The following is a 12,898-nucleotide window of genomic DNA, read 5'->3' as shown; positions in this document are numbered from 1 at the left end:
CCCGTCCGGGCCACCGGTGACCTGCCCGGGCCGTTGAGCGGCGCTCCGCCGCCCGCCCGTCCCCCGCCGTCACCGTCGCCGTCGCGCCCGCACCCGGCACCCGGCACCCGGCACCCGGCACCCGCCCCGAGGGTCGTGAACGCGCCGAGGTGGGCCGTCAACGTGCTTGACATCGTTGTCCGTTGAGGCGATAGAGTCGTGAGCAGACCGTTCGACAACGTTGTCGCGCACCTCGGTCGCCACAAGCCGTACCATCCCGGGCAGGGCCTCCCCCGCCGCGTCCGGGCTCGCGGACCGGGTGGGTCCGAACCCACCCACCCGGTCCGCCCCGAGCGTCGCCTGTTCAGCCGACCTGACAGGGAAGGGCCGTTGCCGGATCGCCACCCGAGCCCTGGACGACATAGCCGAACGTGGTGCTGCCCCCCGGACTGAGCGAGCCGTTCCAGTCGGCGTTGTGCACCATCACGTCCTGACCGCTGTAAGTCGCGTTGCCGCTCCACAGACTGGCGACCGACTGCCCGCCCGGCAGCGTCCAGTCGACCATCCAGCCGAGCATCGGGACCGTTCCGGTATTGGTGACCGTCACCTCGGACTGGTGACCGCCGGGCCAGCTGCCGGTGGTGCGCCGGGTCGCCGAGCAGGCGCCGGGCGGGGGTTCGGTCGGGTTGCCCGGATCATGGATGCCGGTGACCTCTCCGTTGCCGCCGTCGAAGACGACGTCGGAGCAGGAGTAGAACGTCTCCGCGCTGTCCGAGCGCTGCCAGACCATGTAGATGATGTGGCGGCCGGTCTTGCCCGCCGGCAGCCTGCCGCTCCAGGAGTAGTTGGCCTCGACCGTGCCCGGGGTGCCGTTGAGCGGCGGGTGGTCGACGGTGAGGAACGGCTGGTCCTCCATGGCGTCCCAGGTGAGGGTCCTGGTCGGGTCGAAGCCGTCCTTGGTGACGTAGACGTAGAACCAGCCGGGGTGCGCGGCCCAGGCGTTGTACGCGAAGTCGACGTTCGCGCCCGCGGTGAGGTGGGTCAGCGGCCAGTCGGAGCGCGGCAGATCGAAGCCCGAGAAGTTCGGGTTGCCGCCGCTGCACAGCGAGCCGTCGGGGACGAAGCCGCGGGTGCGTCCCGCCCCGTCCGAGCGCAGCACCGAGAACCAGTTGTAGAACGGCGTGGTCCCGCTGACCTGTTGCGCCGCCTTGCAGGCCGGGTTCACCGGCTTGATCTCACCGGTGTCGGTCAGCCCGTCCTGCCAGCACAGGAAGGTGCGGCTGCCGGGCTTCATGGGGGTGCCGTGCGCCTCGGCCCGGCCGCCGGTCATGACGATCAGGGCGAGGGCCGGGAGCACCGCCAGGAGGGCGAGGAGGACCAGGAAGGGGGACGGGCGGCGGCCGGGGAGCCCTGACCGGAAGAGAGGCCGTCGCGTTCCGGCCGGACGCGGGCCCGGCGAACGCCGTCGCGCCGGACGCGACCTTGTTAAGTGCATGACAATCAATCCCTTCATGAGGCCGTACGGGACCGGGGCGAGGTGGGAGCAGCCCCGAGGGGCGGGTTCCGGTCCACCTCATGGGAGCGCTCCCACCTCACTCGGAAAGTAGCGCGCGCAGGGACCCCTGTAAACGCCTGGCGCATCGCGCGCACCCGTCGGGGCCGGCGTCCCGCTTCCGTCCGGGCACCGGCCGTGCCCCGGCGGGGAGTTCGGGGTGACGGCGAAGGGCCGCACCCCCGTCAACCGGGGATGCGGCCCTCGACTCCTGCGGAGCTGCCCTACGACTGTGTCACCGGACCGCTCAGTTGCGGATCAGGTTGCGCAGCACGTACTGCATGATGCCGCCGTTGCGGTAGTAGTCCGCCTCGCCGGGGGTGTCGATGCGCACGATCGCGTCGAACTCGACGCCGGTGTCGGTGGTGACCTTCACCGTGCGCGGGGTGGTGCCGTTGTTGAGCTCCTCGACGCCGGTGAAGGAGAAGGTCTCCTCGCCGGTCAGACCGAGGGACTCGGCCGTCACGCCCTCCGGGAACTGGAGCGGCAGGACGCCCATGCCGATGAGGTTCGAGCGGTGGATGCGCTCGTACGACTCGGCGATGACGGCCTTGACGCCGAGGAGCGCGGTGCCCTTGGCGGCCCAGTCGCGGGACGAGCCGGAGCCGTACTCCTTGCCGGCCAGGATGACCAGCGGGATGCCCTGCTCGATGTAGTTGCGCGAGGCGTCGTAGATGAAGGAGACGGGGGCGCCGTCCTGCGTGAAGTCGCGGGTGTAGCCGCCCTCGGTGCCCGGCGCGATCTGGTTGCGCAGGCGGATGTTGGCGAACGTGCCGCGGATCATGACCTCGTGGTTGCCGCGGCGCGAGCCGTAGCTGTTGAAGTCACGGCGCTCGACACCGTGCTCCGTGAGGTACTTGCCTCCGGGGGTGTCGGCCTTGATCGCACCGGCCGGGGAGATGTGGTCGGTGGTGACCGAGTCACCGAGCTTGGCGAGGACGCGCGCGCCGGCGATGTCCGAGACCGGGGTGGTCTCCATCGTCATGCCCTCGAAGTAAGGGGGCTTGCGGACGTACGTCGACTGCGGGTCCCACTCGAAGGTGTTGCCCTCGGGGATCGGCAGCGCCTGCCACTGGGCGTCGCCCGCGAAGACGTCCTGGTAGGACTTGTTGAACATGTCCTCGCCGATGGCGTTCGCCACGACGTCGTTGACCTCGGCCTCGGAGGGCCAGATGTCGGCCAGGAAGACCGGCTTGCCCTCGGTGTCGGTGCCGAGCGCGTCGCGGGTGATGTCCACCTTCATGGAACCCGCGAGGGCGTAGGCGACCACCAGCGGCGGGGAGGCCAGGTAGTTCATCTTGACGTCGGGGTTGATACGGCCCTCGAAGTTCCGGTTGCCGGAGAGGACCGAGGTGACCGCGAGGTCGTGGTCGTTGACGGCCTTGGAGACCTCGTCCGGCAGCGGGCCGGAGTTGCCGATGCAGGTCGTGCAGCCGTAACCGACCAGGTTGAAGCCGACCTTGTCGAGGTAGGGGGTGAGCCCCGCCTTGTCGAAGTAGTCGGTCACGACCTTGGAGCCCGGGGCGAGGGTGGTCTTGACCCACGGCTTGCGGGTCAGGCCCTTCTCCACGGCCTTCTTCGCGACGAGCGCGGCGGCGACCATGACGTACGGGTTCGAGGTGTTGGTGCAGGAGGTGATGGCCGCGACCGTCACCGCACCGTGGTCGATCTCGTAGGTCGAGCCGTCGGGGGCCGTGACCGTGACCGGGTTGGACGGCACACCGTTGGTGGTGGCCGGGGAGTCGGAGGCCGGGAAGGACTCCTTGCCCGCCTCGTCGTCGTCGGCGACGTAGTTGCGCACGTCGCTCTTGAACTGCTCGGCGGCGTTCGCGAGGACGATGCGGTCCTGCGGGCGCTTCGGGCCGGCGATGGAGGGGACGACCGTCGAGAGGTCGAGCTCCAGCTTCTCGGAGAAGTCGGGCTCGGCGGCCGGGTCGAGCCAGAGGCCCTGCTCCTTGGCGTACGCCTCGACGAGCGCGAGCTGCTGCTCGGAGCGGCCGGTGAGCTTGAGGTACTTGATGGTCTCGCCGTCGATCGGGAAGATCGCGGCGGTGGAGCCGAACTCCGGCGACATGTTGCCGATGGTGGCGCGGTTGGCCAGCGACGTGGCGGCCACACCCTCGCCGTAGAACTCGACGAACTTGCCGACGACACCGTGCTTGCGCAGCATCTCGGTGATGGTCAGCACGAGGTCGGTGGCGGTCGTGCCCGGGGTGAGCTCACCGGTCAGCTTGAAGCCGACGACACGCGGGATGAGCATGGAGACCGGCTGGCCGAGCATCGCGGCCTCGGCCTCGATGCCGCCGACGCCCCAGCCGAGCACGCCCAGGCCGTTGACCATGGTGGTGTGCGAGTCCGTACCGACCAGAGTGTCGGGGTAGGCCTGCCCGTTGCGGACCATGACGGTGCGCGCGAGGTGCTCGATGTTCACCTGGTGGACGATGCCGGTGCCCGGCGGGACGACCTTGAAGTCGTCGAACGCGGTCTGGCCCCAGCGCAGGAACTGGTAGCGCTCCTTGTTGCGGCCGTACTCCAGCTCGACGTTCTGGCCGAAGGCTTCCTTCGTGCCGAACTTGTCGGCGATGACGGAGTGGTCGATGACCAGTTCGGCCGGGGAGAGCGGGTTGACCTTGGCCGGGTCGCCGCCGAGCTCCTTGACGGCCTCACGCATGGTGGCGAGGTCGACGACACAGGGCACGCCGGTGAAGTCCTGCATGATCACGCGGGCGGGCGTGAACTGGATCTCCTGGCTGGGCTGGGCCTGGGAGTCCCAGCTGCCGATGGACCGGATGTGGTCGGCGGTGATGTTCGCGCCGTCCTCCGTGCGGAGCAGGTTCTCCAGCAGCACCTTCAGGCTGTACGGAAGGCGAGCCGAGCCTTCCACCTTGTCCAGCCGGAAGATCTCGTACGACTCGTCGCCCACCTGCAGCGTGCTGCGGGCGTCGAAGCTGTTCGCCGACACGACAGTCTCCTTCATTGATGTGCGCGTTCCCACCGCATCCTGCCGCCACGACGCCATGGCCGATCCGCTAAGGTAAGGCTAAGTTAGGTAACCCTTACCGTCGGATCGCCGGCGACGTGCTGCTGCGGTACGCCTCGGCAGATATCTCGATGTCGAGATAACTCTAGTGCATGGGGGCGGGCAGGTCATGTCCGCACGCCCGCATGTCCGGGCCGTTCCGCTTGTCCGGCACAGGAGGAATGCCCGCATCATCCGGCATCACCCGGCATCGCGCCGGGCGTGACGCCCCTGGCCCGCGGCACCACCGCCCCGGCCGCAGCCCCTGAACGCCGCGACCCCGTACGCCCGCCGTCCGCACCTCCCCCGGCCCCCGCCACTCACCCCTGCGGCATGACGCCCGCTCAACTCGCGGGAGGAAAGCCGACCCGCCGAAGCGAGGGCAGGCACATCGCGGCCGTTTCGGGGTACCCGGTGTGCGCCGGGAACGTCCCGGCGTGAACGACACAGGGGGGCACCATGCCGCTCACCTTCCGCAAGAGCTTCCGCATCCTTCCCGGGCTGCGGCTCAACATCAACCGCAAGTCGTGGTCCATCACCTCGGGCGGAAAGAACGGACCGAAGCGCACCCACAGCAGCACCGGACGCCGCACGACGTCGATGGACCTGCCGGGGCCGTTCGGGTGGCGCAAGACCACCCGTAAGACGAAGTGACTCAAGGCCGATAAAACGCCCAGACCCGACGAACCATCACGGACGCGCTTCTTCACGGCATCCACCGACGGCGACAGGGGCCCGCGGAGCCGACCGGCACCCCGCGGGCGCCGTCGCCGCGCCGGTGCGGGGCACCCGAACTGCCCCTCGAACACCGCCTGGTGACCCATGCCACTCGGAAGGCGGCGCTCCATTTTTCTTTATCTCACATCCGATATACGGTCGCGCCATGGCAGACGACTACCTCGTACGTATCGGCAAGCTCATCCGTGACGCCCGGCAACACCGGGGCTGGACACAGTCGCAGCTCGCCGAGGCACTCGGCACGAGTCAGAGCGCCGTCAACCGCATCGAGCGCGGCAACCAGAACATCAGCCTTGAGATGATCGCCCGGATCGGCGAGGCTCTGGACAGTGAGATCGTCTCGCTCGGATATGCGGGTCCGATGCATCTGCGGGTGGTCGGCGGCCGTCGTCTGTCCGGCTCGATCGACGTCAAGACCAGCAAGAACGCCTGTGTCGCGCTGCTGTGCGCGACGCTCCTGAACAAGGGGCGCACCGTGCTGCGCCGGGTGGCCCGGATCGAAGAGGTCTACCGCCTGCTGGAGGTCCTCAACTCGATCGGCGTCCGCACCCGGTGGATCAACGGCGGGGTCGACCTGGAGATCGTGCCGCCGAGCCGGCTCGACATGGAGTCGATCGACGCCGAGGCCGCCATTCGCACGCGGTCCATCATCATGTTCCTCGGCCCGCTGCTGCACCGCCTGGAGGCCTTCAAGCTGCCGTACGCCGGCGGTTGCGACCTCGGCACCCGCACCATCGAGCCGCACATGATCGCGCTGCGCCGGTTCGGTCTGGACATCGCCGCGACCGAGGGGCTCTACCACGCCCGCGTCGACCGGTCCGTGACGCCCGGTCGGCCGATCGTGCTGACCGAGCGCGGGGACACGGTCACCGAGAACGCGCTGCTCGCCGCCGCCCGCCACGACGGCGTCACGGTCATCCGCAACGCCTCCTCCAACTACATGGTCCAGGACCTGTGCTTCTTCCTGGAGGCGCTGGGCGTACGGGTCGAGGGCATCGGCACCACGACGCTCACCGTGCACGGCGTGCCGAACATCGACGTCGACGTCGACTACTCCCCCTCCGAGGACCCGGTCGAGGCGATGAGCCTGCTCGCCGCCGCCGTGGTCACCGAGTCGGAGCTGACGGTGTGCCGGGTGCCGATCGAGTTCCTGGAGATCGAGCTCGCGGTCCTGGAGGAGATGGGCCTCGACCACGACCGCACGCCCGAGTACTTCGCGGACAACGGCCGTACGCGGCTGATCGACCTGACCGTGCGGCCCTCCAAGCTGGAGGCGCCCATCGACAAGATCCACCCGATGCCGTTCCCCGGCCTGAACATCGACAACGTCCCGTTCTTCGCGGCCATCGCGGCCACCGCGCAGGGCCAGACGCTGATCCACGACTGGGTCTACGACAACCGGGCGATCTACCTCACGGACCTCAACCGCCTGGGCGGCCGGCTCCAGTTGCTCGACCCGCACCGGGTGCTCGTCGAGGGCCCGACCCGCTGGCGCGCCGCCGAGATGATGTGCCCGCCCGCGCTGCGGCCCGCCGTGGTCGTCCTGCTCGCGATGATGGCGGCCGACGGCACCTCGGTGCTGCGGAACGTCTACGTCATCAACCGCGGTTACGAGGACCTCGCCGAGCGCCTGAACTCGATCGGCGCCCAGATCGAGATCTTCCGGGACATCTGAGCCGCGGCCGGCCGGGACGCAACCGCACGCCTGACCGGCCCCTCGGCCCCGCCAGGCTTTGCGCTTGGCCGAGCCCTCGCCCTGACGACCCCGCGCCCTGCCGGACCCGCTCGCACACGGTCCGGCAGGGCGCGACGGCGTTCGCGGGGCTTCCCCGGACTCAGGCCACCTGTCGCTCGCGACCCACTTCGCGCATGCGTCCGAAAATGTGAAAGGGCGAGGGCCGGGCCTCGCGGTGCCGCCGTCGACCGCTAGCCGTCGGCGTCGGTGTCCGTCGCCGCCAGCACCGTCACCCGTGTACGGGTGGGATCCAGTACCGCGAAAGCCTCGTCCGCCGTGTCGTGGTGGAACCAGTCCGTGAACGCCATGAAGCGCAGCCACCGGTGATCGAGGGCTTGCCCCACCGCTTCCGGGAACGGGACGTCTGCGGGCAGACCCAGCAGCGCGTACAGACTGTTCCAGGCGTACAGGCGGGCGTACGCGCCGCCTTGCGGCCTGCCGTTCACCCCACCGTCGTACGCCGCCGCGAACAGGGTGTTGAGCACGTCGTCGGGTGTCGTCCGGCAGGCCACGGCTCCGCCCCGGCGCATGCCCTCGCCCACCAGACAGTCCAGCGGCAGTGCCTTGACGAAGTTGATGTTGAAGTCGTCCGGGTCCAACGGGCGCGGCAGCGTGAAGAAGCGCACCTCCGGTTCACGGGCCCATCCGCCGGCGGTGAACGGCTCCGCCGCGGCCCGCGCGCGCGTGCCGTCGGGCGTCTGCCCGGCCGTATGTCCCGCCGCCCCACCGCTGTCGGTCGGGAGAATCTCCGGGAATCGTGACCGGAGCTGGTCAGGGGTCTTGACGGAGCCGAGGCCCCGGACGCGCACGGTGAAACGGTGTTCGATGTCGAACCGCGTCCCGGGCAGCGCGGCCAGCGGGTGCCCCAGCTCTCGCAATCGCTCCGCGTACGCGTCGAGGGCGGGCCGGCCGCGTCCCGCGCCGATGAGGGCCAGCTCGCCGAGGAGGCAGGCGCGCACGTCCGCCGAAGGGTCCTCGGCGTCGTCCGGCAGCTCCTCGAAGAGGGGAACCAGATCGCGCAGTTGCTGCTCCTTGGCCAGCTTCGCGGCCACCGACCGCCGTAGCCGGTCTCCTTCCTGCCGCCCCACGGGACCGGTCGGCAGCAGCCGGCCAACCATGTCCACGGCGAACCTCGCGCAGTCCCGGGACCGCGTCTCGGCGAGAACGTCGGCGACGCGTCCGGTGGTCCGCACGGCCGTGGCGGATGCCACGGCGCCGTCATCGGACGCCTCACGGCACAGCCGCTCCGCCGCCTCGTACAGCTCCTCGGGACGCGACCCGGCCCGAAGCCTGAGCTCTGCCATGCCGGACAGGTCCCCGAGGGGGCGACGGGAAGCGTCGTCACCGGGCTTCGCCTGGTTTCCGTTCACGTCCGAAGTCTATGAACGGGCCCCAAGCAACTTTGCTGAGGCGTAAGTGCGTTGAGTGAGGCCATGCGACGGGGGACACCGGTCGACGAGCGGGGTCGAGGTCGTCATCCGCGACGGCAACATCCACACGGCTTATCCCGTATGAGCCGCCGCGGGGCCACCGGCTGTACGGGCGGCGGCCCCGCGTACCCGCTCAGCCCTGTACGAGCTTGATGTCCTGGTCGCGGATCGCGTGGAACGAGGGGAGGGGGAGGCCGCCGGCGCTCAGTTCCAGGATCGTGGCCTGGACGTGGGCCGCACCCGGCTTGAGCGTGTCGGGTGCGCGCTTCTCCGAGTTGGTCCACCGGTGCTCGGCCCCGTCGCACAGCGCCACGGTCCCGCCGATGCCCTGGTTGACCTGGGGATCGTCCTGGGCGACCGAGGAGGACACCAGGACGGGACCGGAGGCGCCCGTGCAGCGGTAGGTGCCGGAGAGGGTGACGGTGCCGTCGGCCGCGACCGTGCCGGTCGGGTCGACGGTCACCTCGTCGGAGGGGGCGGACAGGGCGACGGCGGACGGTGCGAGGAGCAGGAGCAGCGTGGCACCGGCGGCCACGCCGACGGCCTGGCGGAACATCATGGGATACCTCCTGGAGCGGGGACCTGGACAGGGCGCTCAACAGGTACCGGTCCGAGGCGCCGAGGCCGGTGATCATCACCCCTTTGGTGGCGAGTTGGCCCCGTCCGTCTTGGGGACGTCCGAGAGTTGTCCGCGTGTTGTCACGCTTCACGGCCGGGTGTTCCGCTCGGTTCGCCGCGCGCGCATGGTCGGTACATGCGAGGGCGACGACAGCGCCGCCGACACTCTTCGCATCCCACGTGGAGGTGCACCATGTGCTCACACCGGTCTTCGTGCCCGTCCGTGGACGCCGCCGCCCCGCACATCGTCTCCGCCCATCCCGAGCAGGGCTGGAACCTCCTGTGCAACGGCGCGATCGTCTTCGACGACAGCGGCGAACTGCTCCCCGACGGCAGCGTGATCGCGCCGCACCGGGTGTTCGCCGGCCAACTGGCCGTCGCGGCCTGATCTCCGCTCGCCCCGCCCCGCGGTCCTACGCCAGTACGGCGAACCCGTCGAGTTCGACCAGCGCCTGTTCGTCCCACAGGCGCACGGCGCCGATGACGGCCATCGCGGGGTAGTCGCGACCCGCCAACCGGCGCCAGATACGGCCCAGTTCGGCGGCGTGGGCACGATAGTCGGCGACGTCTGTCGCGTAGACCGTGACCCGGGCGAGGTCCGCGGGAGTGCCGCCCGCCGCGCGCAGCGCGGTCAGCAGATTGGCCAGCGCCGTCTCGAACTGCCGGGGCAGGGTCTCCCCCACCACCTTTCCGTCCACGTCCAGCGCGGTCTGTCCGGCCAGGAAGACGACCCGGGAGCCGGTGGCGACCACGGCGTGGGAGAACCCGGCCGCCGGGGAGAGTCCGGGCGGATTCACGCGCTCGGCGGTCACCTGGACGCCTCTCGTTCCGGAGTCTCGGCCGTTCGGTACAACTCCTTCGCGATGATGGTCCGTTGGACCTCGCTGGCGCCCTCGTAGATGCGCGGCGCGCGCACCTCGCGGTAGAGGTGTTCGAGGAGATGCCCTCGGCGCAGGGCTCGGGCGCCGTGCAGCTGGACGGCCGCGTCGACGACGTACTGGGCCGTCTCGGTCGCGAGCAGTTTCGCCATCGCCGCCCGCCGGGGCACGTCCGCGGCCCCCTCGTCGTACGCCGCAGCGGCCGCGTACACCATCAGGCGGGCGGCCTCGGTGCGGAGCGCCATCTCGGCGACCTGGTGGGCCACGGTCTGGAGGTCCTTCAGCGGGCCGCCGAACGCCTCGCGCCGCGCCGTGTGCGCGAGGGCCGCGTCCAGCGCGGCCTGCGCCATGCCGACGGCGAAGGCGCCCACGCTCGGCCGGAAGAGGTTGAGGGTGTTCATGGCGACCCGGAACCCCTGGCCCGGTTCACCGAGGACGTCGTCGGCCGTGACGGGTACGGCGTCGAAGGCGAGGGCGCCGATGGGGTGCGGGGAGAGCATGTCGAGCGGGGTGCCGGTGAGGCCTGCGCGGTCGGCGGGGACGAGGAAGGCGGTGACACCGCGGGCTCCGGCGTCGGGCGTGGTCCGCGCGAAGACGGTGTAGAGGTCGGCCTCGGGGGCGTTGGAGATCCAGCATTTCTCGCCGGTGAGCCGCCAGCCGGTGCCGTCCTCGTCCGCCCGCAGGGCCAGCGCGGCCGCGTCGGAACCCGCGCCGGGCTCGCTCAGGGCGAAGGCCGCCACGGCGGAGCCGTCCGTGACCCGGGGCAGCCAGTGCGCGCGCTGGGCCGCGGTGCCGTACGCGTGGACGGGATGGGCACCGAGCCCCTGGAGGGCCAGTGCCGTCTCGGCCTCGGTGCAGACCTGGGCCAGGGACTCGCGCATGAGGCAGAGGTCGAGGGCGCCGGAGGTGAACAGGCGGGTGATCAGGCCGAGCCGTCCCAGTTCGGCGACGAGCGGCCGGTTGACGTGGCCCGGCTCTCCCTTGTCGGCCAGCGGGCGCAGCTGCTCCGCGGCCAGCGCGCGCAGCTCGGCACACCAGGCGGTCTGCCCCGGATCGAGCGAGAATGCGGTCATTGCCCGTCCCCTCTCCCCATCGGACGTCACCACGTTATCGCGAACCGTTGACTGTCGTCACCAACACGATACGCTCCTTGTGCGAGCCCACCACGACGCCCACCGAGGCAGCCCGTCAAGGCAAGGGGGCGAGACGCCATGGACCTTGTGGATCCCCTGGATCCCGCAGACACTCCGGGGCCGGCACGTTCGGCCCACGTCGACACCTTCGCGCGCGACCACCTCCCGCCACCCGGGCAGTGGCCCGAACTCCGCTTCGACCTGCCCGAGCTGCGCTACCCCGACCGGCTCAACTGCGCCGCCGAGCTCCTCGCGGACACCGACCCCGAACGCCCGGTGTTCCGTACGCCGTCCGGGGCGCCCTGGACCTACGGACAGCTCCGCGCCCGTGTCGACCGGATCGCCCATGTGCTGACCGGCGAGCTGGGTGTCGTGCCGGGCAACCGGGTGCTCCTGCGCGGCCCGACCACCCCGTGGCTGGCGGCGTGCTGGCTGGCGGTGCTGAAGGCGGGCGCGGTCGCGGTCACGGTGCTCGCGCAGCAGCGCCCGCACGAACTGAGCACGATGTGCTCGATCGCCCGGGTGACCCACGCCCTGTGCGACGTCCGCTCGGTCGACGACCTGGTCAAGGCGGAGGTCCCCGGACTGCGGGTCACCACGTACGGCGGTGACGCGCCCGGCGATCTGCTGCTGCGGATCACCGGCGCCCCTGCCGAGCCCTTCGACGCGGTGGACACGGCCGCCGACGACGTGGCGCTGATCGCGTTCACCTCGGGCACCACCGGCCGGCCCAAGGGCTGTATGCACTTCCACCGCGATGTGCTGGCGATCGCGGACACGTTCTCGAAGCATGTGCTGCGGCCGAGCGAGGACGATGTCTTCGCGGGCAGTCCTCCCCTGGGTTTCACGTTCGGGCTCGGCGGTCTCGTGGTCTTCCCGCTGCGCGCCGGCGCCTGCTCCCTGCTGCTCGAACAGGCGGGCCCGCGACAGCTGTTGCCCGCGATCGCCGAGCACCGGGTCTCCGTGCTGTTCACGGCTCCGACCGCCTACCGGGCGATGCTGGCGGAACTGGCGGAGGCGGACGGGCACGACATCGGGTCGCTGCGGCGCTGTGTGTCCGCCGGCGAGAACCTTCCCGCCGCGACCTGGCGGGACTGGCGGGAGCGCACCGGGCTCGGCATCATCAACGGCATCGGCGCCACCGAACTGCTGCACATCTTCATCTCCGCCGCCGACGGGCACATCCGCCCCGGAGCGACGGGCCTGCCCGTTCCGGGCTGGCACGCGCGCGTGGTCGACGCCGACGGGACGCCGGTGCCGGACGGCGAGCCCGGCCTGCTCGCCGTGCGCGGCCCGGTCGGCTGCCGGTATCTCGCCGACCCCCGGCAGCGGGAGTACGTGCGCGGCGGCTGGAACATCACCGGTGACACCTATGTACGCGACCCCGACGGCTACTTCCGCTATGTGGCCCGCGCCGACGACATGATCATCTCGGCGGGGTACAACATCGCGGGCCCCGAGGTCGAGGACGCGCTGCTACGGCACCCGGACGTCCTGGAGACGGCCGTCGTCGGGCGGTCCGACGAGGCGCGCGGGCAGATCGTGGTGGCCTACACCGTGCTCAAGGAGGGTGCCCGCCGGGACGCCGAAACCCTGCGCACCTTCCTCAAGTCCGAGCTGGCTCCGTACAAATGCCCCCGCGAGATCGTCTTCCTGGACGCGCTGCCACGGACCGCCACGGGCAAGCTCCAGCGGTTCAGGCTGCGGGAGGAGGCCCGTTCCGACGGCGGGACCGGCGTCCCTTCGGTCTCCGCGGCCGGGGAGCCGGCCTCCGCCGCCGGGGGCGACTTGTCCGCGGGCGGCGATCCCAAGTGAT

10 protein-coding genes are annotated in these 12,898 nt (G+C 70.7%); 4 read left to right on the top strand and 6 right to left on the bottom strand.

The window, feature by feature from the left end:
- Window positions 1–343: 343 nt before the first annotated feature.
- Both ACF07B_RS30635 and acnA read right to left on the bottom strand, forming a co-directional pair.
- Window positions 344–1,309, bottom strand: a complete 966-nt coding sequence (locus ACF07B_RS30635; RefSeq protein ID WP_392181381.1) for a lytic polysaccharide monooxygenase — start codon at window positions 1,307–1,309, stop codon at window positions 344–346.
- Window positions 1,310–1,778: 469 nt separating this feature from the next.
- Complete coding sequence (gene acnA / locus ACF07B_RS30630; RefSeq protein ID WP_392181346.1) at window positions 1,779–4,493, bottom strand: aconitate hydratase AcnA; 2,715 nt, start codon at window positions 4,491–4,493, stop codon at window positions 1,779–1,781.
- Between the two features lie 516 nt (window positions 4,494–5,009).
- On the opposite strand from acnA, the gene ACF07B_RS30625 reads away from it, so the two are divergent.
- Window positions 5,010–5,204 carry a DUF4236 domain-containing protein gene (locus tag ACF07B_RS30625; RefSeq protein ID WP_261704443.1) on the top strand — a complete coding sequence of 65 codons (195 nt, stop codon included), beginning with the start codon at window positions 5,010–5,012 and terminating at the stop codon, window positions 5,202–5,204.
- A 229-nt stretch (window positions 5,205–5,433) separates the two neighbouring features.
- Entirely contained in the window at window positions 5,434–6,963 is a 1,530-nt protein-coding gene (locus ACF07B_RS30620; RefSeq protein WP_369479618.1) for a helix-turn-helix domain-containing protein, read from the top strand.
- Window positions 6,964–7,214: 251 nt separating this feature from the next.
- Here ACF07B_RS30620 and ACF07B_RS30615 read toward each other — a convergent pair whose 3' ends face one another.
- Both ACF07B_RS30615 and ACF07B_RS30610 read right to left on the bottom strand, forming a co-directional pair.
- Window positions 7,215–8,393, bottom strand: a complete 1,179-nt coding sequence (locus tag ACF07B_RS30615; RefSeq protein ID WP_392181345.1) for a DUF6183 family protein — start codon at window positions 8,391–8,393, stop codon at window positions 7,215–7,217.
- 193 nt (window positions 8,394–8,586) lie between these two features.
- Window positions 8,587–9,012 carry a DUF6299 family protein gene (locus tag ACF07B_RS30610; protein WP_392181344.1) on the bottom strand — a complete coding sequence of 142 codons (426 nt, stop codon included), beginning with the start codon at window positions 9,010–9,012 and terminating at the stop codon, window positions 8,587–8,589.
- Window positions 9,013–9,264: 252 nt separating this feature from the next.
- Here ACF07B_RS30610 and ACF07B_RS30605 point away from each other — a divergent pair, with 252 nt between their 5' ends.
- Window positions 9,265–9,459 (top strand): DUF5999 family protein, encoded by a 195-nt coding sequence (locus ACF07B_RS30605; RefSeq protein WP_392181343.1) that lies wholly within the window; start codon window positions 9,265–9,267, stop codon window positions 9,457–9,459.
- 25 nt (window positions 9,460–9,484) lie between these two features.
- On the opposite strand, the gene ACF07B_RS30600 is transcribed toward ACF07B_RS30605, so the two are convergent.
- On the bottom strand, window positions 9,485–9,883 hold the full coding sequence (locus ACF07B_RS30600; protein ID WP_384233567.1) for a RidA family protein: 399 nt from the start codon (window positions 9,881–9,883) through the stop codon (window positions 9,485–9,487).
- Window positions 9,880–11,022 carry an acyl-CoA dehydrogenase family protein gene (locus tag ACF07B_RS30595; RefSeq protein WP_392181342.1) on the bottom strand — a complete coding sequence of 381 codons (1,143 nt, stop codon included), beginning with the start codon at window positions 11,020–11,022 and terminating at the stop codon, window positions 9,880–9,882. Before ACF07B_RS30595 ends, ACF07B_RS30600 begins: the two co-directional genes overlap by 4 nt.
- Before the next feature lie 138 nt (window positions 11,023–11,160).
- On the opposite strand from ACF07B_RS30595, the gene ACF07B_RS30590 reads away from it, so the two are divergent.
- On the top strand, window positions 11,161–12,897 hold the full coding sequence (locus ACF07B_RS30590; protein WP_392181341.1) for an AMP-binding protein: 1,737 nt from the start codon (window positions 11,161–11,163) through the stop codon (window positions 12,895–12,897).
- The last annotated feature ends 1 nt before the right edge of the window (window position 12,898 follow it).

Origin of the sequence: Streptomyces sp. NPDC015532 (assembly GCF_043078065.1) — a bacterium.
Taxonomy (GTDB): domain Bacteria; phylum Actinomycetota; class Actinomycetes; order Streptomycetales; family Streptomycetaceae; genus Streptomyces.
Note: the sequence above shows the minus strand (reverse complement) of the source record. Positions and strands in the feature narration are given on the sequence as shown.

Excerpts from the sequence above, each read along its gene's own strand:
- ACF07B_RS30635 (WP_392181381.1), bottom strand. The coding sequence starts at position 1,309 with ATGACCGGCGGCCGGGCCGAGGCGCACGGCACCCCCATGAAGCCCGGC.
- ACF07B_RS30605 (WP_392181343.1), top strand. The coding sequence starts at position 9,265 with ATGTGCTCACACCGGTCTTCGTGCCCGTCCGTGGACGCCGCCGCCCCG.
- ACF07B_RS30610 (WP_392181344.1), bottom strand. The coding sequence starts at position 9,012 with ATGATGTTCCGCCAGGCCGTCGGCGTGGCCGCCGGTGCCACGCTGCTC.
- ACF07B_RS30625 (WP_261704443.1), top strand. The coding sequence starts at position 5,010 with ATGCCGCTCACCTTCCGCAAGAGCTTCCGCATCCTTCCCGGGCTGCGG.
- ACF07B_RS30620 (WP_369479618.1), top strand. The coding sequence starts at position 5,434 with ATGGCAGACGACTACCTCGTACGTATCGGCAAGCTCATCCGTGACGCC.
- ACF07B_RS30595 (WP_392181342.1), bottom strand. The coding sequence starts at position 11,022 with ATGACCGCATTCTCGCTCGATCCGGGGCAGACCGCCTGGTGTGCCGAG.
- ACF07B_RS30590 (WP_392181341.1), top strand. The coding sequence starts at position 11,161 with ATGGACCTTGTGGATCCCCTGGATCCCGCAGACACTCCGGGGCCGGCA.